This is a genomic window from Streptomyces radicis, assembly GCF_003626575.1.
Lineage (GTDB): Bacteria > Actinomycetota > Actinomycetes > Streptomycetales > Streptomycetaceae > Streptomyces > Streptomyces radicis.
Genome location: NZ_RBDY01000001.1, coordinates 1 through 20,479 on the forward strand (window position 1 = coordinate 1; position 20,479 = coordinate 20,479).

Sequence of the window (20,479 nt, forward strand, 5' to 3'; positions counted from 1 at the left end):
AGATTCGATCTTGAGCACACCTTCAGGTTCGGAAAGCAGATTCTCGGCTGGACCACCCCGAAGGTCCGTACTCCCGAGGCCGCGGACCGATGGACCTGGCTCGTGGTCGTCGCCCATACCCAGCTCCGCCTCGCCCGGCCGCTGGCCGCCGACCTCCGTCGGCCCTGGGAGAAGCCGACCAAGCCCGAACGCCTCACCCCGGCCCGGGTCCGCCGGGGGTTCAGGAACATCCGAGCCCACCTGCTCTGCCCGGCCCGTGTTCCCCAACCCCGCGGCGCCGGTCCCGGGCGGCCGCCCGGAACCAAGAACCGCCGTCCCGCACCCCGCTACGACGTTGGCAAAACCGTCAAACGACCTGAGACCCTCAAGGCCATCGGCAGACCTTGCCGATCTTGGTAGATAAAGAACAAGCTAAGCGGCGGATAAGCAACCGGCCTGCTGCGCAAGCTCGTCGGACGCCAGGCTTGAAAACGCTTCGGGCGGCCAGGGCGGGCCCGAAGGGTGCGCGCTGCCTCAGCAGACCACCGGCACAACGGCCGTCAACTACGGAGACCGTTTACCGGGACGGCCGGTCACCCGGCGCCCCCCTCCCGTAGGTGCCCATCGGTGACCCGCGCCCCACCACGCCGGACACCGCGGCAGACGGCAAGAGCCACCGGACCCTCCGTGGCCGTCGTCGTAGCCGCCCGGCTCCTCACCCTCGTCGCCATCGCCGTGCGCGGCGGCGGCCCCCCGAGTCCGCCGCCCGTTCCAAGTCTGTTTCGCAACTGTAAAAAAGAAGGGCTCAGACTGATTGGTTCTATCAGAAAAAGCTAATGTTGCGATCACTTCAGCTCGGGCGAGACCAAGGAGCTTGTGACATGCAGCAGGTCGCCGATCCGGCATCGGCCCGCGACGCCGTCGAGGAGTTGCTGGCCGAGTACGGCGTGCACGACGTCCTCGGGGTGACGCCCACCGCGTCCGAGGTCGACCGCACGTGGCTGGTCGCGACCCGGCGCGGCGGCCTCGTGGTCAAGCGGTCGCCGCGCGGCAGCGACGCGCCCCGCATGCAGGCGGGGCTGCTGGCCCTCGCGGCCCGCGACGCCAGCCTTCCGCTGCCGCGCCTCCTCACCAGCGCCACCACGGGCGCCGCGCTCAGCGCCGACGGCACCGCCTTTGTGACGACGCTCTGCCCGGGCCGCCCCCTCGAAGAGGTCACGCTCACCGAGGACCTGGCTGCGGCGCTCGCCCGGCACCAGGCCGCGGTCATGAACGCCCTCGCCGACGCCGACGCGGCCGCGCTCGGCGTCCCCGACGTCAACGCCTGGTCGCTCGACTCCGTCGTGGAGTACGAGCCGCTCGTCGACGCCCACGCGCCCACCGGCACGGCCGACGTCCTGCGCGCGGTGATCGACGACTACCGCGCACGCGTCCTGCCGGTGCGCGGCGACCTGCCGACCCAGGTCATCCACGCCGACGTCAACCTCTCCAACGTCCTCGTGGCGGACGACGGCACGGTGTCGGGGATCATCGACTTCGGCGACGCCGTCCTGGCCCCCCGCGTCTACGACGTGGCGGTCGCGGCCTGCTATCTCGCGCTCGCCGGCGGCGCGTCGGACCACCAGGTCGTGCGCCACTACCTCGAACGGGCCGCGCTCCTGTGCGGGCTGAGCGCCCTCGAGGTCTCGCTCCTGCGCACCCTCGTGCGGTGCCGCCTCGCGATCGTGGTCCTCCTCGGCCGCGAGTCCGCGCGGCGCGCGCCCGAACGGGCCGCGTACGCGCTCCGTTACGACCACCTCGCCGAGCGGCTGCTCGCGAGCGTCGCCGGTGAGCAACGTCGGGACGCGTTCGGGCCCGAGGGGACGATCGCGTGACCCCGATATCAGGCCAGATGATCAACCGGTTCGACCCGGGGGCCGCACACACCCTGTCCGAGGCCGACCGAACGCTCCTGGCGCGCAGGCGCGCGACGCTCGGCGACATCTACCCCCTGTTCTACGACAGGCCCGTGCACGTCGTGCGCGGCAGCGGGGCGCGCCTTGTCGACGCGGACGGCGTGGAGTACCTCGACGCGTACAACAACGTGCCCGCCGTGGGCCACGCCAACCCGCGCGTCGCCGACGCCGTGCACGCGCAGCTCATGCGGATGAACACCCACACCCGCTATCTCCAGGACGGCGTCGTCGAGTTCGCCGAGCGCTTCCTCGCCACCTACCCGGCCCACCTCGACCATGTCATCTTCACCAACTCCGGGTCCGAGGCCAACGACCTCGCGCTCACCATCGCCAAGTGGCGCACCGGCAACGAGGGCGTCATCGTCACGCGGATGGCGTACCACGGCACCACGAGCCTGCTCGCCGGGGTCTCGCCGGAGAACGGCCCCGGCATGCCGCTCGCGCCGTTCGTGCGCATCGTCGACCCACCCGACACCTTCAGACACGGGGACGCCGCGGGCGCGGCGTTCGCGGCGGCCGTGCGTGCGGCGATCGACGACCTCAGGGCGGGCGGCCTCGGCGTCGCCGCGCTGCTGATCGACACGATCATGTCGACCGACGGCATCTTCCCCGGGCCGCGCGGCATGCTCGCCGAGGCGTTCGGCACCGTCCACGCCGCGGGCGGCCTGGTGATCGCCGACGAGGTCCAGCCCGGAATGGCGCGCATCGGCGAGGCGATGTGGGGCTTCCAACGCCACACGGACCAGGTCGACATGGTGACATCGGGCAAGCCACTCGCGGGCGGGCTGCCCATCGGCAGCCTCGTGCTGCCCGCCGAGCTGTCCGACGGATACGCCGCGGGGCACCGCTACTTCAACACGTTCGGCGGCAACCCCGCCTCCATCGCCGCGGCCGGGGCCGTGCTCGACGAGGTGCAGGAGCGCGGCCTCCTGCGCGCCGCGCTCGACGTCGGCGCCGCGCTGCGGCGTTCGATCGCCGAGGCGAGCGCCGCGAGCCCGTATGTCGCCGACGTCCGCGGCGTCGGCCTGTTCATCGGCGTCGAGATGGTGGACCGCGAGGGCGAGCCCTCGCGCGAGATCGCCCGGCGCGTCGTCAACGGGCTCCGCGACCGCCACGTCCTCATCTCGGCCGTCGGCCGGTGGGGACAGGTGCTCAAGGTGCGCCCGCCGCTGGTGTTCACGCACGAGGACGCGACCGCGTTCACCACGGCCTACCGGGCCGTGCTCGACACACTCGCCCAGGAGGGATGAGCCCATGGTCGACGAGGTACTCACCATCTCCGACGTGGGGAAGCGCTTCGGCGCCGTGACCGCCCTGCGCGATGTCAACCTCACGGTGCGGGCGGGCGAGATCGTCGCGCTGCTCGGCGACAACGGCGCGGGCAAGTCGACGCTGATGAATGTCATCTGCGGATCGCACGCCGCCGATACCGGGGTCGTCGCCGTCAGGGGCGAGCCGCTGACGTCGCTCGCCGACGCCAAGCGCCTCGGCGTGGGCGTCGTCTACCAGGACCTGGCGCTCGCGCCACACCTGAGCCTCGCCGAGAATCTCTTCCTGGGCAACGAGTTGGCCCGCGGCTTCGGCCCGTTCCGCGTGCTGGACCGGGCCAGGATGCGCGGCGAGGCCAGGGCCGCGATCGAACGGCTCGGCATATCCACCCTGCGTGACGTGCGGCTCCCCGTGGCGAGCCTGTCAGGAGGCCAGCGCCAGGTACTCGCGGTCGCGCGGGCCATGAAGTGGGCGGAGCGCCTCATCCTGCTCGACGAGCCGACGGCCGCGCTCGGCCCCAAACAGGTCGGCATCGTGCTCGACTCGATCAGGAAGGCGGCCGACCACGGCCTCGGCGTCGTCCTCGTCTCCCACGACATCCCCAGCGTGCTCGAGCTGGCGGACCGGATCGTGATCCTCCGTCACGGCACCGTCGCCAAGGACGTTCCCCCCGACGGCCTGTCCGTCTCCGACGTCGTCACCGTCATGGTGGGCGAGGAGTGACCATGTCAGAAACCACGACCGTCGTCGGACGCACCCGGGGCATGGCCACGCCCCACGGGCTGACCTCGGTGCTCTCCAACCGGGCGCTCCAGATCATCGCCGTCGAGATCCTCGTGATCGCGATCTTCCAGGCGCTCTCGCCGGGCGGCGCGTTCCTCAGCGAGGCCAACGTCCGCGGCATGGCGCTCACCGCGTCACAGGTCCTGCTGCTCGCGGTCGGCCAGGCCGTGCTCATGTCGGCGGGGCACATCGACATCTCCCAGGGCGCCGCCGTCATCCTCACCTCGGTGCTCGCGGGCAACGTCATGATCTCGACGCAGGAGAGCCTGCCGATGCCCGCGGTGCTCCTGCTCGGCGCGCTGATCAGCGTGGGAGCGGGCGCGGTCATCGGGGCGGTCAACGGCGTGCTCGTCGGCGTGGTCGGCGTCAACGCGCTGGTCGCGACGCTCGGCATGCTCTCGATCGGCACCGGCGCCGCCCAGGTGATCACCGAAGGCGTCAACCTCACCGGGATGCCGAGCGAGCTCCAGACCTCCTTCGGCGCGGTCACCATGGGCCCGCTCCCCATGCCGATGATCGTGAGCCTCATCGCGATCGCGGTCATCTGGGCGTTCTACCGGTTCTCGTCGTGGGGCACCCACACCCTCGCGATGGGCTCGAACCCGCTCGCCGCCCGCCGCGTCGGCATCTCGACGCTGCGCCACACGATCGCGATCTTCGTGCTGTCCTCGGCGCTCGCGGGCCTCGCGGGCTACATCGACCTCGCCAGGTACTCGACGACGAACATCTCGGGGCACCTCAACGACTCGATGGCGGCCATCGCCGCGGCGCTCATCGGCGGCACCGCACTGACCGGCGGGCGCATCAGCTTCCTCGGGGCGATCGTCGGCGCGTTCCTGGCGATCATCCTCCAGTCCGGCCTGGTGATCATCAACCTCTCGCCCTTCTACCAGACGATCGCGATCGGAACGATGCTCCTGATCGCCGTCAGCCTCGACCCCGGCGCGCGCAGGAGCGCCAAGGGCGGCGGGTGACACCCGCCGAGGCCCCCACCCCCCCAAGGCCCCCACGCCCCCACGGCAACGCCCCCCACGGCAACGACCTCCCGCACGGCCACGCCCTCCCCATGAACCAGCACAAGGAGAAGACATGAAGCACAGCATGCGGGCCCGCACGGGGCGGATGCTCTGGGTCGGCGTGGCCGTCGCCACGACGACCCTGCTCGCCGGATGCTCGACCAGCGACCCCGCCACGGGTTCTGGCGGCGACGAGGGCGGTGGCGAAGGGGACTTCACGGTCGCCATGGTCACCCCCGAGAGCACCGGCGAGTTCTACGGCGCGATGTACTGCGGCGCGCAGGACGCGGCCGACGAACAGGGCGTGACGCTGAACATCCAGGGCACGCCCGGCACTTCGGTCGAGGAGGAGATGCAGGTGCTCCAGTCGGTGCTCGCCACCGACCCGGACGGCATGCTGCTCACGGTGTGGGACAACACGGCCTTCAACCAGACGATGAGCTCCTTCACCGGCGCGGGCAAGCCCCTCGTGATGCCGGACTCGTTCCTCTCCGACGACGCCTACACGCAGAGCATCCGCACCGACAGCTACCAGTCGTCGTACGACGCCGCCGTCCAGGCGGTCGAGGACTTCGGCGTGGCCTCGGGCACGGCGCTCGTCGTCACCGACGCCCCCGGCAACGCCATCCAGACCGCACGCGCCGAGGGCTTCCGCGACGCGATCCAGGAGGAGACCGGCCTCGAGGTGCTGGAGTTCCAGTACGTCGGCGGCGACTCCGCCGAGGCGTCGCAGGTCGTCTCGTCCTCCCTGGCGGCGAACCCCGACCTGTCGCTCGTGTTCTCGACGAACATCGGCGCGGGAACGGGAGCCGCCAACGGCATCCGCACCGCCTCGGGCGACGACATCGTGCACATCGGCTACGACACGTCGTCCTCGCAGGTCGAGGAGCTGCGCGGCGGCGACTACGACGCGCTCGTCGCCCAGAGCCCCTACACCATGGGCTTCGACGCGATGACGCTCATCTCGCGCATCCTCACGGGCGAGGTCGAGGCCGAGAGCATCACCGAGAAGACCGAGTTCTCGCCCTGGGCGCTCGTCACCGCCGACAACGTCGACAGCGACGAGATGGCCTCCTACCTCTACACCGCCGACTGCGGCTGACCCACGGCCCTGGCCCCGGCGGCGGGCAGCCGCCGCCGGGGCCGCGGCCGACCCACCCCGACCCCGCCCTCGACCCCGGAGCACCACGTACCGCCATGAACGCCGATGCCACCGCGGAGCGGAAGGACGCCTCGACGATCCCCGTCGCCGCCGCGCGCCGACTGCTCGCCTCGGGCGGGTCGAGCTCGCTCGCGCTCGCCCACCACGCGCTGCGCCGCGTCGCCGCACTCGACCGCGGCGGCCCACGGCTCCGCGCGATGCCCGTGCTCGACCCGGCCGTCCACGGCGAGGCCGCGCGGCGCGACGCGGAGCGCGCCGACGGCCGCGTCCGCGGCCCCCTGCACGGCGTGCCGTTCGCCGTCAAGGACAGCTTCGCCGTGCGCGGCCTCACCGTGGCGGCCGGGTCCCCGGCCTTCGCCGGTCTCCGCGCCGAACGCGACGCCGTGGTCGTGGAGCGCCTCAGGGCGGCGGGCGCGCTGCTCATCGGCAGGACGAACATGCCGCCCATGGCGATCGGCGGCGGGCAGGCCGGTCTGTACGGCCGCACGCGCAGCCCGTACAACCCCGACTTCCTCGCCGCGGCCTGGCACTCCGGGTCGTCGATAGGCTCCGCGGTCTCGGTCGCCGCGGGCTTCTGCTCGTTCGGCATCGGCGAGGAGACGGTGTCGTCGGGGCGGTCCCCGGCGTCCAACAACGCGCTCGTCGCCTACACGCCCTCCTGGGGCGTCGTCCCCGGCGCGGGCAACTGGCCGCTGCACCCGTTCCGCGACGTCGTCGTGCCGCACACGCTCGACGTCGCCGACCTCCTCGATGTGCTCGCGGTGATCGCGGGCCCCGACGACCGCGACGTGTGGCAACGCCAGACCGCGATCGACGTGTCCCCCGCCGCCCGCGTCGCCGCCGACATCGCCGCCCTGGCCGCCGGTTCCGCCACCGGGAGCGACCTGCGCGGGCTGCGCGTGGGCGTGCCGCGGCTCTATGTGGGGGAGGGCTACGACGACGTCGCCCCGATCCCGTTGCGACCCTCGATCCGCGCGCTCTGGGACGACGCCGAACGCGCCATCGCCGACGCGGGAGCGACGGTCGTGCGGGTGCCCTTTCCCCTGGTCGAGGCATACGAGTCCCGCTCGGCGCGCGCCCCCGACCTGGTGACCAGCGGCTACCTCCCCGGTGACTGGACCGCCTACGAGCTGGGCCCGCTCATGACCGCGGCCTGGACCGCGTTCCTCGACGACCACTGCGGCGGCGCCGTCGCGCTGCGCGACATCGCGCCCACCGGCGTCAGGCCCGACGTGCCCTACGCGATCGACGCGATCGCGGGCGGGCGGTCGCACCCGGGGCGCGACGTCTTCGACTTCGCCGCGATCCTCCGCGCCGAGCCGCCGTCGATGGCCGAGGCGATCGCGCGCGCCGCACCGGCGCTGCGGGGGCTCGTCGCCGCGCGGGAGCGGCTCTTCGACGCGTGGCTGGCCGAGGCCCGCCTCGATGTGCTGGCGTTCCCCGCCAACGCGGACATCGGCCCTTGGGACGCCGAGACCAATCCCGACTCGGCGCGCCTCGCCTGGGCCGACGGCGCCGTGTTCTCGCACATGAACCATGTGATGCGCCGCGTAGGGCTGCCCAGCGTGACGGTGCCCATGGGCCGCACCGCCGACCTCGGCATGCCCGTGGGGCTCACCCTGTGCGGGCCCGCCTACACCGACGCCGACCTGCTGCGCTGGGCGGCGGCGGTCGAACGCGCCCTCCCGCCGCGCCCCGCCGCCCCGCTGCCCGAGGTCCCACCGCACGGGCTGTACCGGTCGGGCGCCCGGGGGCGCCGCGCGGACCCCGCGCCGCTCGCCGTCGACGCCCGCGCCGAGATCGCGCCAGGCGGCGCCGTCGGCGTCACCGCGACCGTGCGAGGCGGCGTCGCGTCGGCGTTGCTCGAGGTCGCGGGCCACCGGGTCGAGGCGCGCCCCGACGACCCGGTCGAGATCACCCTGGACCCGGCGCTGCGCCGGGCGCACGGCGACGCGTCCGTCCTCGTGCTCGCCGGCACGCGCGCGTCCGACGGGCTCATGGCGGCCGCCGCCCTCGCCGAGGCGCCCTTCAGATGGCCGACCGCCGAGCCGCCCCCGACGCCTCCGCCGCCCCCGCCGCCCCCGAACAGCCGCGCCGACGCGCAGACGAGGAGAACCGCATGACCACCACCGCGACGCCGATCCACTGGTGGACCGCCACGCGCCTGCGCGACGCCATCGCGTCGGGCGAGCTCAGCGCGGTCGAGGTCATGACCGCGTTCCTCGACCGGATGGACGCGACCGACGACGCCGTCAACGTCATGGTGTTCCGGCTGCCGCGCGAGGAGTGCCTGGCGCTCGCCGCCGAGGCCGACCTGGCCCGCGACTCCGGGAGGCCGCTCGGCCCGCTGCACGGCCTGCCGATCGCGATCAAGGACCTCGTCGACGTCGCCGGGATGCCGACCTCGCGCGGCTCCCGCGCGTTCGCCGACCGCGGCCCGATGCCGAGCGACGCCCCGCACGTGGCGAAGCTGCGCGCCGCGGGCGCCCTGCTCATCGGCAAGACCAACGCCCCCGAGTTCGGCGTCGGCACGGTGACGTGGAACGACGTCTTCGGCATCACGCGCAACCCCTTCGACCTCACGCGGCACGCCGGGGGATCGACCGGCGGCACCGCCGCCGTCGCGGCCGGGATGCTGCCGTTCTGCGACGGCTCCGACTCCGGCGGCAGCCTGCGCTACCCCGCGTCGTTCTGCAACGTCGTCGGGCTCCGCACCACCCCCGGCCTCGTGCCCGCGGTCGCCGGGGGAGGGTCATGGTCGCCGCACTCGGTCAACGGCCCCGTCGCGCGCACATGCCGCGACGCCGCGCTCCTGCTGTCCGGCATGACCGGCGAGGACCCGCTCGCCCCGCTCTCGGTCGGTGGCGCGCCGACCGAGGAGCTGGGCGCGCCACGTACCGCGCCGCTGCGCCTGGCCTGGAGCCCCGACCTGGGCGGGCTCCCCATCTCGGACGAGGTCCGCGCGGTGTTCGCCGACACCCGCGCCCGGCTCGAGTCGGCGGGCGTCGAGATCGTCGACATCGACACCCGCACCGACATCGACTTCACCGGCGTCGGCCGGGCCTGGGAGGTCATCGAGCTGACGGGCTGGTTCGCGCTGCTCGGGCGCGACCCGATCGACCATCCCGAGAAGTACCGCGACGACTTCGTGCGCAACGTCGGCGAGGCGAGCGCCTTCTCCACGACCGAGCTCATCGAGGCCGAGGACCGCCGCTACCGCCTGTTCGCCGCGTTCACCGAGCTGCTCGCCGACGTCGACGGCTTCGTCTGCCCCGGCGCCCCCGTGGTGGCGCCGCCCGCCGACGCCACGTGGGTCGCGCGGATCGGGGACACGACGTTCGACCGCTACTTCCTCTGGCAGCGGCTCGCGTGCCTGCTCGTGATGACGCAGCACCCCGTGCTCGCCCTGCCCGCGGGCTTCTCGGACGGGCTGCCCGTCGGCCTCCAGATCGTCGGCCGCCACGGCCGCGACACCGAGCTCCTCGCGATCGGCGAGCAGCTCGAGACGATCCTCGGCGTCAGCGACGTGCACCCCGAACTCCCGGGAAACGAACGCCCGATGACTCCGTAGGGTGTGCACGACGCAACCATGAACGCCCCCGCACCACGACCGCCCGAGAGAGGTGAACGTCCTTGGCAGGCAAGCGCCAACGACGGCTGCAACGCATCATCGAGCTGCTCGAACAGCACGGCAGGGTCGAGACCGCCGCGCTGAGCCAGGAGCTCGAGGTGACGGAGCTGACGATCCGCCGCGACATCGAGCACCTCGACGCCGAGGGCATCGTGCGCCGCGTCTACGGCGGAGCGGTGCTGAACGCCGGGCGGAGCTTCGAGCCGCCGTTCGCGATGCGGCTCAACGCCAACGTCGAGGGCAAGAAGGCCATCGCGAGCGCGGTGGTCGACCTCATCCCGCGCGGCGCCAACGTCGCCATCGACTTCGGCACCAAGGCGTACTACATCGCGCTCGAGATGCGGCGGCGCCACCTCCAGGTGCTCGCCGCCCCGACCAGCGTGCAGGTGCTCGAAGTGCTCGGGCAGGACCCCGACATCCGGGTCATCGTGCCGGGCGGCGACCTCAAGCCCGCCGAGCTGAGCCTGCACGGCTCGGCGGCCGAGCAGTTCTTCCGCGAGCGCCGCTGGGACATCGCGATCGTCGGGGTCGCCGGGATCAACGTCGAGACCAATGTGATGACCGACTACACCGAGAGCGACGCCAGGCTCAAGGCCGCCATGGTCGCCGCGGCCGACCGCGTCGTCGTGCTCGCCGAGAGCCGACACCTGGGCGCGCAGTCCTTCTCCCCGGTCGGCCCGCTCGACGCGGTCACGACCGTGGTGACGGACGCGCGCGGCGCGCACGAGACGCTGACGGGCCTCGAAGGCCGGGGCATCGACGTCGTCAGGGCGCTCGACCCACGGTGAACACCGGCACCAGGAGAGGGAGCGACGGCATGGGAGCGAGCGTCGAGCGCGTGCGGCGCGCGTATCAGCGGCTGGCCGAGGTCGACAGGCCCGAGGTGTGGATCTCCGTACGCGACCTGGCGGACGCCGAGCGGGAGGCCGGGCTCGTCGACGCCCGCGCGGCGGCGGGAGAGGCGTTGCCGCTGCACGGGGTCGTGCTCGCGGTGAAGGACAACATCGACGTCGCGGGCCTGGCCACGACCGGCGCGTTCCCCTCCGCCGTCCCCCCGGCCGACGCCGACGCCACCGCCGTGGCGCGCCTGCGCGCGGCGGGCGCGGTGGTGATCGGCAAGACCAATCTCGACCAGTTCGCCACCGGCCTCGTCGGCACCCGCAGCCCCTACGGGGCGGTGCGCAACGCGCGGCACCCCGAGCGGATCTCCGGCGGGTCGAGCTCGGGCTCGGCGGTCGCGGTGGCGCTCGGCGTGGTCGACATCGCGCTCGGCACGGACACCGCGGGCTCGGGTCGCGTGCCCGCCGCGCTCAACGGCATCGTCGGCGTCAAGCCCACCCTTGGGCTCGTCCCCGCCGCGGGCATGATGCCCGCCTGCCACCCGTACGACACGATCACGGTGTTCGCCCGCGACCTGCCCGCCGCGGTCCGCGCGGCGCGCACCATGACGGGGCCCGACGCCGCCGATCCCCTCTCCCGCGCCTGGCCCGCCGACGTCAGGCTCGCGGGCGCGCCCCGCCCCGTGCTCGGCGTACCGGCCGACGACGACCTCGCCTCGCTCGAGCCGTTCGCGCGCGCGGCCTGGCGGGACGCCACAGACCGGCTCGCCGAGCACGCCGACCTCCGCCCCGTCGCGATCGCGCCGCTGCTGGCCGCGGCGAAGCTCCTCTACGAGGGCGCGATCGTCGCGGGCCGGTTCCACGCCGCGGGCGAACGCGTCACCCGCGCGTCGGGCGACGCCGCCACAGGCCTCGATCCGACGGTCGCGGGCATCGTGCGCGGCGCCCGCGACGTCGCGGGCTGGGAGTACGTCCGCGACCGGGCGGAGCTTGACCGCGCCGCGGTGCGCGCCCGCGAGCTGCTCGCCGGGTGCGAGTGCCTCGTGGTGCCCACGGCGCCCGCGCACCCGACGATCGCCGCCGTGCGGGCTGACCCGGTGGCGCTCAACGCGCGGATGGGGACGTTCACCAACTTCGTCAACCTGCTCGACATGTCCGCGGTCTCCGTCCCCGCAGCGTCGACGGACGACGGCGAGTTCGGCGTCACGTTCATCGCCGACGCCTTCGACGACCAGCTCGCGGTCGACGCCGCCGCCAGGTTCCTCGGCGTCCCCGCCGAGCCCTGGGCCGACGCGTGGCCCCGCCTCGCCGTCTTCGGCGCGCACCTGCGCGGCCAGCCGCTCAACGGCGAACTCGTCGCGCTCGGGGCGAGGTTCGTCCAGGACGTCGTGACGGCCGACGCGTACAGGCTCTACGCGCTCGACACCGCGCCCCCGAAGCCGGGACTCGTCAGGGTGGGCGCCGGGGGATCCGCGATCGCGGGAGAGCTCTGGGCGATCTCCCCCTCCGCCCTCGGCACGTTCCTCGGCGCGCTGCCCCCGCCCATGACGCTCGGCCCCGTGACCCTCTCCACCGGGGAGACGGTCGTCGGATTCGGCTGCGAGCCGGGCGCGCTCGACGGCGCGCGGGACATCACCCACGTCGGCGGCTGGCGCCGCCACCGCGAAGGGGCCCGCTGACGTTCCGCCGTCAGCGCAGCGCCTGCGCCCCGATGACGGACAGCAGCCGCAGCTTCTCGTGGCTCTCGCTGCCGGGAATCGCGGTGTAGACGAGCAACGCGTGGGACTGGTCGGGATCGACCAGCGCCTGGCAGTTCAGCTCGAGCCCGCCGACCTCGGGGTGCACGAAGTGCTTCACCTCGTGGGGGCGGACGCCGACCTCGTGCTCGTCCCACGCCGTCCTGAACGCCTCGCTCCGAGCGAGCAGCAGATCGACGAGGTGCGCCGCGCGGGAGCCGGGACCGCGCAGGGTGGCCACCTCGCGCAGGCCCGAGGCGAACACGCGGGAGAGGAGCGGGTGGTCCTCGGGCGCGTAGCGATGCCGCGTGGCGGGGTCGGTGAACCACCGGAAGACGATGCTGCGGGCCGGTCCCGTCAGGCTGGCCGTTTCGCCGGTGAGCGCGACGCACATCGGGGTCTGGCGCAGCGTCTCGCCGAGCTCGGTGATGATCTCGGCGGGCGTGTCGCCGAGCCGGTCGAGCACCCGCAGCAGTCCCGGGCTGATGTGCTCGCTGACCGTGCCCCGCGCGGGCGGGTTGTGCCCGGCCAGCCGGTACAGGTGGTCGCGCTCGTCGAGCGAGAGGTGGAGCCCCTGCGCCATGGAGGCGATCATCCGCTCGGAAGGGCGGGGCCCGCGCTCCCGCTCGAGGCGCGCGTAGTAGTCGGTCGACATGTGACACAGCGCGGCCACCTCCTCCCGCCGCAGCCCATCGGTCCTGCGGCGCTGCCCGCGTGGGAGGCCGACGTCCTCGGGGAGCAGCGACTCCCGGCGGCGCCGCAGGAACTCCGCAAGGCCGGTCCGATCGATCACCGTGGCTCCCTTCCTCGTCGTCGCGTTCTTTCTACCGCCCGCTCGTCGCGGCAGCCACGGCCCGCCGATCCTCCCTTTCCCGACCGTCGGATCGAGCGGCCCCGGACGACGCCGCGCGGCCGTCGTGGGTGGAGCCGGGATCGCCCAGCCTCGGATCGGTAGGCCCTGGCAGCCGTCGAAACCCTTGGCGAGCCTGGGACCAGCCGGGCGACCGCACCGACGGTCCCGGCGCTGTCCCATCCGGTGCCCAACCCGGGAGATGCGATGAATCCAGATGATGACGCGGGCCACAGCGGATCGGGTGTGTCCCGGCGAGGCTTCCTCGGCGGAGGCGTCGTCGCCGCCGCGGCGGCCGCGCCGCTGGTGGTGACCGCGGCGGACGCCACACCCGCCGCTGCCGCGGAGGCCGACGAACTCGTGACGGTACGGGTCGCGGTCAACGGCGATCCCGTCACGATGCGGGTCGACCCGCGGGCCACCCTGCTCGACACGCTCCGCGACAAGCTGGAGCTCACCGGCACGAAGAAGGGCTGCGACCGCGGCCAGTGCGGGGCGTGCACCGTGCACGTCGACGGGCGCCGCGTGCTGTCCTGCCTGACCCTCGCGGCCACGACCGACGACCGGGCGGTCACCACGATCGAGGGCCTCGCCGACGGCGACCGGCTCCATCCGATGCAGGAGGCGTTCATCGAGCACGACGGCTTCCAGTGCGGCTTCTGCACCCCGGGGCAGATCATGTCGGCCGTCGCCATGGTCGATGAGGGCCACGCGGGCTCCGACGACGAGATCCGCGAGGGCATGTCGGGCAACATCTGCCGGTGCAGCGCCTATCCGTCGATCGTGAGCGCGATCAAGGACGCGCGGGAGGCGATGCGCTGATGAGGCCCTACACCTTCGCCCGGGCGCGCTCCGTGCGCCAGGCCCTCGCGAACGCCGGAGAGGGCACCGCCTTCCTGGCGGGCGGCACGACCCTGGTCGATCTGATGAAGCTCGAGGTGATGTCCCCCGAGCACGTCGTGGACATCAACCGGCTCCCGCTCGGCGGCATCAGGCACGACCGCGACGGGCTGCACATCGGCGCGCTCGAGCGGATGAGCGACGTCGCCGCCGACGACACCGTGCGCCGCCACTACCCGGTGATCGCCCAGGCACTCGAGCTGAGCGCCTCGGGCCAGCTGCGCAACATGGCCAGCATCGGCGGCAACCTGCTGCAACGCACCCGCTGCGGCTACTTCCGCGACGTCTCGACCCCCTGCAACAAGCGGGAGCCCGGCAGCGGCTGCTCGGCGCTGACCGGCTTCAACCGCATGCACGCGATCCTGGGCACCAGCGACGCCTGCGTGGCGACCCACGCCAGCGACCTGGCCGTCGCGCTGGTGGCGCTCGGCGCCGAGGTGCGTCTGACCTCGGGGCGGGGCGACCGCGCCGTGCCGCTCGAGACGTTCTACACGCTCCCCGGCGGCACACCCGAGGTCGAGAACGTCCTGCGCCCCGGCGAGCTCGTCACCGGCGTCACCGTGCCCCGCTCGGCGTGGGCGGCGCACTCCACCTACCTCAAGATCCGCGACCGGCAGTCCTACGAGTTCGCCCTCTCCTCCGCGGCCGTCGCGCTCGAGACGCGCGGCCGCACCATCAAGCAGGCCAGGATCGCCGTCGGCGGGATGGGGACCAGGCCATGGCGGCTGACCTCGGTCGAACGAGCCCTGGCGGGCAAGCCCGCCACCGCCGACACCTACGAGTCGGCCGTCCGCCGCGCCGCGGACGGCGCCAGCACGCTTGAGCACAACGAGTTCAAGCCCGCGCTGCTGCGCCGCACGCTGGTGCGCGCCCTGACCGCCCTTCAGGAGCAGGCGTGACCCCGGGGGCCGCGAGGGGCGGTGGCCATGCTTGAGCTGGCGGCCGAGCTCGCCGAACGCGCCCGCGCCGGGAGCCCGTTCGTGGTCGCCACCGTCATGGGCGTCGCGGGCAGCGCGCCCCGCCAGCCCGGCGCGTCCCTGGTCGTCGACGCGGACGGCGCCATGCTGGGCAACGTGTCCGGCGGCTGCGTCGACTCCGCCGTCTACGAGGAATGCCGGCGGATGCTGACCGGGGACGGCCGCCCCGAGGCCGTGCGGTTCGGCTACAGCGACGGCGACGCCCTCGGCGTGGGCCTCACGTGCGGCGGCACGATCGACCTGTTCCTGCGCCGCCACGAGCCCGGCTTCGAGCCCGAGCTCGGGCGGGCCCTCGCCGCCGCCGCGGACGGCGAGCCGGTCGCCGTCGCCACGGTCGTGCGCGGCCCGAGCGCCCACCTCGGGCGGATGATCACCGTGCGCCCCGGGTGGCCGGTCGAGGGGACCCTCGGCGACCAGCGGCTCGACCGGGTGGCCTTCGCCCACGCCGAAGGCGTCCTGCACGCCGGGCTGACCCGCACCGTCGACATCGGGGTGGCCGACAGCCACTGCGGGGAGCCGATGACCCTGCTGGTCGAGGTCAACACCCCGGCCCCGCGCATGCTCGTCTTCGGCGCCATCGACCACGCCGCGGCGCTGGCCCGCGTCGGCGCGTTCCTCGACTACCGGGTGACCGTGTGCGACGCGCGGGCCACCTTCGCCACACCCGACCGATTCCCGCACGCGGACGAGGTCGTCGTCGACTGGCCGCACCGCTATCTGGAGTCACAGCGCCTCGACGGCAGGACGGTCATCTGCGCGCTCACCCACGACCCCAAGTTCGATGTGCCGCTGCTCACCGCCGCGCTGCGGCTGCCGGTGGCCTACGTGGGGGCCATGGGATCGCGGCGCACCCACGAGGAACGCCTCGCGCGGCTGCGCGACGCGGGCCTCACCGACCGCGAACTCGACCGCCTGCACTCGCCGATCGGGCTCGACCTCGGCGCCCGCACCCCGCGGGAGACGGCGCTGTCGATCGCGGCGGAGATCGTCGCCCACCGGCACGGCGGCACCGGCGTCCCCCTGCGCACCGGGGTGCCCATCCACGGCGTCGGCGTCCCGCTGGTGGGCGCCGTCCTCAGCAATCAGGAGTCACGATGACACCCTCTCCCGTCGGACAGGAGACCGTCCGCGTCGACGGCCGGTTGAAGGTCACTGGCACCGCCCAGTACTCCGGCGACTACCCGGCCGCCAACATGTCGCACGCCTACCTCGTCACCAGCACCATCGCGAGGGGGACCGTCTCCCACATCGACACCGCCGCCGCGCTCGACGCTCCCGGAGTCCTGCGCGTCTACACCGCGGGGGACACGCGCCTGAGTCTGTACCCGGTCGTGGCCCAGTTCCGTTCCCTCGTCGAGAGCTACATCCCCCTGAGCGACACGGCCGTCCGCTTCCACGGCCAGGCCATCGCCATGGTCGTCGCCGAGAGCTTCGAGCAGGCGCGCGACGCCGCGGCGCTGGTCACGGTGACCTACGACGAGCAGACGCCACGCGCCTCCTTCGCGGACGAGCCCCGCGAACCCGCCGGCCCCGCGCTCGACGGGAGTCCGAGCAGCGTCCAGCATCTCGCCCCCGGCGTCAACTCGATCGACGAGGCGCTCGACGCCAGCGAGGTCGTCGTGGAGGCCGAGTACGGGCAGCAGACGCAACACCAGATCGGGATGGAGCCGCACTCCGTCCTCGCCGTCTGGGACGGCGACCAGGTGACTGTCTACTCCGGTGCGCAGATCCCGACCGTACACAGCCTCCTGTTGTCCCAGCGGCTCGGCGTCCTGCCGACGCAGGTGCGTCTGGTCGGGAGGTACGTCGGCGGCGGGTTCGGCTCCCGGGTCATCCTGTGGAGTGATGCCCCCCTTGCCGCCGCGGCGGCCCGCGAGCTGGGCCGCCCCGTCAAGCTCACCTTCACCCGGGAGCAGATGTTCACCCTGGTCGGCCACCGCCAACAGGCCTCCCAGCACGTGAGGCTCGGCGCCTCCCGCGGCGGGGTCCTCGAGGCCATCAGCCACCGGACCGATTCGGTGATGCCGGTCATCGGCGGCTTCAACCTGACCCCGGCCCACGCCACCTCGGACACGTTCTACAGCACGCCGAACCTGCACATCGAGGTCCGGTCGGTCCGCCTCGACATGCCCCTCAGCCGGGCGATGCGGGCGCCCAACGAGGCCGCAGGGGCGTTCGCCCTCGAGACGGCGATGGACGAGCTCGCGGTCGCCACCGGTGTCGACCCCGTCGAGCTGCGCCTGCGCAACTACGCCACCGTCAGCCCGAGTACGGGCCTGCCGTGGTCGAGCAAGCACCTCGACGAGTGCTACCGCGACGGCGCTCGGCGCTTCGGCTGGTCGGACCGCAGCGCCACGCCCCGCGCGCGCGTCGACGGGCAGTGGCTGTACGGCACCGGCATGGCCACCGCCGCGTACCCGGCGGGCGTCCACCCCGTGAGTGTCCGGATCCGGCTGCTCGACGACGACACCGCGGTGGTGTCGACCGCGACCTCGGACCTGGGCACCGGGGGATGGACCATGGTGGCGGTCGTCGGCGCCGACGCCCTGGGGATCCCGGTGGGGCGGGTGACCCCCGAGATCGGTGATTCGGCGCTGCCCTCGGGCGCGCCCGCCGTGGGCTCCAGCGCCACGCACTCCACCGTCCCGGTGGTCGTGGCGGCCGCCCGCAACACGATCGCCGCGCTCAAGGAACTCGCGGTGACCCATTCCGGCTCGCCGTGGCACGGGCTGAATGCCGAGGGCCTGCGCTGGGAGGAGGGCCGACTGCACGGGGGCGAGCACTCGATGACCTTCGGCGAACTGCTCACCGAACTCGGTTCTCGCGGCGTCGACGCCACCGCCGACTCGCCAGGCGGGGCTCCCGAGGAGTACGAGTACAACTCCTTCGGCGCCCACTTCTGCGAGGTGCGCGTCAACCGGTTCACCGGCGAGACCCGCGTGACCCGGTTCACCACGGTCGCGGACGCCGGTCGCGTCATCAACGCCAGGGCCGCCCGCAGCCAGATCGTCGGCGGCGTCGTCTTCGGCATCGGGCACGCCCTGCTTGAGCACAACCCCATCGAACCCGCCACCGGGCGGCTGGCCGCCAGCACTCTCGCCGACTACCTGGTGCCCGTGAACGCCGACATCCCCGACATCGACGTGCACCTCCTCGACCGGCCCGACCCCCACCTCACCGGGCCCCTCGGCGACGAAGGCGAGGAGGTCGGGACCAGAAGCCTCGGCGCCAGGGGCCTCGGCGAGATCGGCACCGTCGGCTCGGCCGCCGCGGTCGGCAACGCCGTCTTCAACGCCACCGGCACCCGGATACGCCGCCTCCCCATCACCCCCGACAAGCTGCTGTAGCGGCGCGGCCGCGGCCGCACTCGATCCTCAGAGTGATGTGCGCCGCGTACGGGCGGCCCTACCCTGCTGGTTGATGATTCCGCTCCGGCTGTCACGAACGCGGCTGCTGGACCTGCTGCTCGCCGCGGTGGCGGTCCTTCCGGCCCTGGTCGATCAGGTCACCACCGACACGTCCCGCCCCGCGTGGACGGCGCTCACCATCTACGCCGTCGTCGCCCTCGGCGCCCTCTCGGTGCGCAAACGCTGGCCGCTCGCGGGGCTGGCCGTGGTGCTGGTGACGCTCGCGGGCGTGGCGATCTGGTCCGCGTCCCAGGAGGCCCAGCTGGGGAACCTGGTGGTGCTGCCCCTGGCGTTCTCGGTCTACGCGGTGGGGGCCTACTGCCCGCTCACCCGCGCGTTCCTGGCGCTGGTCGGTGCCGCGTTGATCGTCTGCGTGGGCGTGGCGATCAACCACGCGACCGCGCCGCTGGACTGGCGCGGTGGCTCGGACGTGTTCGCCACCGTGGCCCCGGTCCCGGTGGCGTGGGCGCTGGGCGTGGTGATGCAGAGCCACCGGCTGACCCTGAGCACGGTCAGGCAGCGCGCGGCCGACGCCGAACGCGAGCACCATCTGCTGGCCGACCGCGCCGCCGCGGCTGAACGGGTGCGCATCGCCAGGGACATGCACGACGTCGTGGCGCACTCGCTCACCCTGCTCGTGGTGCACGCCGAGACCATCAGGGCGCGCTCGGGGGAGCTGCCGGTCTGGGCGCGTGAGCAGGTGGACTCGCTGGCCGTCGCGGGGCGGCAGGCGACGGTGGAGATGCGGGAGCTGCTCGGCCTGCTGCGCAACGGCACCGCCGACGAGGCCCCGCGCGCCCCGGCCCCCTCGCTGGGCGACCTGCCCGCGCTGGTCGAGGCGGCCAGACTGGCCGGGAACGAGGCAGAGCTCCGCGTCGCGGGCGAGCGGGAGGACCTGCCCAAGCCGCTCCAGCTCACCTGTTACCGGGTGGTGCAGGAGTCGCTGGCCAACGCCCGCCGACACGCGGCGGGATCGGCGGTGCGGGTGGATCTGGAGATCACCTCGGACGCGGTCCGGGTGGAGGTCGTCTCGGGACCCTCACGGGCCCGGGGCCGGGAGGCCATGCCGCGTGGCGCGGGAGTGGGGTTGCAGGGGATGCGAGAACGGGTGGCAACGCTGGGCGGGGAGCTTTCCGCGGGCCGCACGGGCGAGGGCGGCTTCCGGGTCGCGGCGCGGATCCCGCGCCAGGCGCCGGGCCTCAAGGCCGGTGAGCGGGAGAGGGACAGGAGCGATGGCTGACGAGTGGAGCCGCGTCACGATCGTGATAGCGGACGATGAACGGGTGGTCAGGGACGGGATGCGGCTCATCCTGACCACCCAGCCGGACCTGGAGGTCATCGGCACCGCGGAGGACGGGGAACGGGCGCTCAGCCTCTGCCTCGCGCTCCGCCCCGACCTGCTGCTGCTCGACGTCAGGATGCCGGGCAGGGACGGGCTGTGGACGCTCGACCAGCTGGCGGCACGCGGGCGGGTCGCGGCCGGGGCGCCGCGGGTGCTGATGCTGACGACGTTCGACATCGACGAGTACATCGAGCAGGCGCTCGGCCTGGGGGCGAGCGGCTTCCTGCTCAAGAGCGCCTCCTACGAGCAGCTGGTCGGGGCCATCCGCGAGGCGTGCGGCGTGGCGCCGCCGCCCGACGCGCCGCCCGGCGGGTCACGGCCCCCCGAGGGGCCGACCGCGGGTGCGCCGACCATCACCGCGGACCCGGCCGACCTGGCCCGGCTGTCCTCGCTGACCCTCCAGGAGCGCGAGATCCTCACCCTGCTCGGGCGAGGGCTGAGCGACGCCATGCTGGCCGAGCGGCTGCTGCTGTCCGAGCAGGCCGTCGGCGCCCAGGTGAGGCGACTGCTTGTCAAGACGGGCTGCCGGGACCGCGAGCAGGCGGCCGACCTGGCCCGCCGGGTCAGGGGACCCTGGCGCTGAACACGGCCCGACGGTGACCGTGGCCCTGCGCTGAACGTGGCCCGACGGTG

The 20,479-nt window shown here is 73.5% G+C and carries 16 protein-coding genes and 1 pseudogene; 16 read left to right on the forward strand and 1 reads right to left on the reverse strand.

Annotated features, from left to right (window positions below):
- The 10 genes and pseudogenes from D7318_RS33590 to atzF all read left to right on the forward strand — a co-directional run.
- Window positions 1-399, forward strand: a pseudogene (locus tag D7318_RS33590) (NF041680 family putative transposase); the annotation flags it as partial.
- A 461-nt stretch (window positions 400-860) separates the two neighbouring features.
- Window positions 861-1,853, forward strand: coding sequence for a phosphotransferase enzyme family protein (locus D7318_RS00010; RefSeq protein WP_183091254.1), 993 nt, complete (start codon window positions 861-863; stop codon window positions 1,851-1,853).
- Window positions 1,850-3,184, forward strand: coding sequence for an aspartate aminotransferase family protein (locus D7318_RS00015; RefSeq protein WP_220729450.1), 1,335 nt, complete (start codon window positions 1,850-1,852; stop codon window positions 3,182-3,184). The genes D7318_RS00010 and D7318_RS00015 overlap by 4 nt, the downstream gene beginning before the upstream one ends.
- 4 nt (window positions 3,185-3,188) lie before the next feature.
- The gene (locus tag D7318_RS00020) at window positions 3,189-3,926 is read left to right on the forward strand and encodes an ATP-binding cassette domain-containing protein (RefSeq protein WP_120694714.1); all 738 of its coding nucleotides are present in this window, start codon (window positions 3,189-3,191) and stop codon (window positions 3,924-3,926) included.
- A 2-nt stretch (window positions 3,927-3,928) separates the two neighbouring features.
- Complete coding sequence (locus D7318_RS00025; RefSeq protein WP_120694715.1) at window positions 3,929-4,960, forward strand: ABC transporter permease; 1,032 nt, start codon at window positions 3,929-3,931, stop codon at window positions 4,958-4,960.
- A gap of 115 nt (window positions 4,961-5,075) precedes the next feature.
- On the forward strand, window positions 5,076-6,104 hold the full coding sequence (locus tag D7318_RS00030) for a substrate-binding domain-containing protein (protein ID WP_120694716.1): 1,029 nt from the start codon (window positions 5,076-5,078) through the stop codon (window positions 6,102-6,104).
- A gap of 95 nt (window positions 6,105-6,199) precedes the next feature.
- Window positions 6,200-8,287 carry an amidase family protein gene (locus D7318_RS00035; protein WP_120694717.1) on the forward strand — a complete coding sequence of 696 codons (2,088 nt, stop codon included), beginning with the start codon at window positions 6,200-6,202 and terminating at the stop codon, window positions 8,285-8,287.
- On the forward strand, window positions 8,284-9,735 hold the full coding sequence (locus tag D7318_RS00040; RefSeq protein WP_183091253.1) for an amidase: 1,452 nt from the start codon (window positions 8,284-8,286) through the stop codon (window positions 9,733-9,735). The genes D7318_RS00035 and D7318_RS00040 overlap by 4 nt, the downstream gene beginning before the upstream one ends.
- Window positions 9,736-9,797: 62 nt before the next feature.
- Window positions 9,798-10,583, forward strand: a complete 786-nt coding sequence (locus tag D7318_RS00045; RefSeq protein WP_120694719.1) for a DeoR/GlpR family DNA-binding transcription regulator — start codon at window positions 9,798-9,800, stop codon at window positions 10,581-10,583.
- 29 nt (window positions 10,584-10,612) lie between these two features.
- Window positions 10,613-12,313, forward strand: a complete 1,701-nt coding sequence (atzF, locus tag D7318_RS00050) for an allophanate hydrolase (protein WP_120694720.1) — start codon at window positions 10,613-10,615, stop codon at window positions 12,311-12,313.
- 10 nt (window positions 12,314-12,323) lie between these two features.
- On the opposite strand, the gene D7318_RS00055 is transcribed toward atzF, so the two are convergent.
- Window positions 12,324-13,163: a helix-turn-helix transcriptional regulator gene (locus D7318_RS00055; RefSeq protein WP_120694721.1), complete on the reverse strand. Its 840-nt coding sequence runs from the start codon at window positions 13,161-13,163 to the stop codon at window positions 12,324-12,326.
- 264 nt (window positions 13,164-13,427) lie between these two features.
- Between D7318_RS00055 and D7318_RS00060 the strand changes: the two genes are divergently transcribed.
- From D7318_RS00060 to D7318_RS00085, 6 genes are all read left to right on the forward strand, one after another.
- A complete protein-coding gene (locus D7318_RS00060; RefSeq protein ID WP_120694722.1) occupies window positions 13,428-14,042 on the forward strand; it encodes a (2Fe-2S)-binding protein in 615 nt (204 codons plus the stop codon).
- On the forward strand, window positions 14,042-15,019 hold the full coding sequence (locus D7318_RS00065) for an FAD binding domain-containing protein (protein ID WP_120694723.1): 978 nt from the start codon (window positions 14,042-14,044) through the stop codon (window positions 15,017-15,019). The genes D7318_RS00060 and D7318_RS00065 overlap by 1 nt, the downstream gene beginning before the upstream one ends.
- A gap of 27 nt (window positions 15,020-15,046) precedes the next feature.
- Window positions 15,047-16,195 (forward strand): XdhC family protein, encoded by a 1,149-nt coding sequence (locus D7318_RS00070; protein WP_120695190.1) that lies wholly within the window; start codon window positions 15,047-15,049, stop codon window positions 16,193-16,195.
- Window positions 16,192-18,444: a xanthine dehydrogenase family protein molybdopterin-binding subunit gene (locus D7318_RS00075; RefSeq protein ID WP_120694724.1), complete on the forward strand. Its 2,253-nt coding sequence runs from the start codon at window positions 16,192-16,194 to the stop codon at window positions 18,442-18,444. The genes D7318_RS00070 and D7318_RS00075 overlap by 4 nt, the downstream gene beginning before the upstream one ends.
- 73 nt (window positions 18,445-18,517) lie before the next feature.
- Window positions 18,518-19,744: a sensor histidine kinase gene (locus tag D7318_RS00080; protein WP_120694725.1), complete on the forward strand. Its 1,227-nt coding sequence runs from the start codon at window positions 18,518-18,520 to the stop codon at window positions 19,742-19,744.
- On the forward strand, window positions 19,737-20,429 hold the full coding sequence (locus D7318_RS00085) for a response regulator transcription factor (RefSeq protein WP_120694726.1): 693 nt from the start codon (window positions 19,737-19,739) through the stop codon (window positions 20,427-20,429). Before D7318_RS00080 ends, D7318_RS00085 begins: the two co-directional genes overlap by 8 nt.
- The last annotated feature ends 50 nt before the right edge of the window (window positions 20,430-20,479 follow it).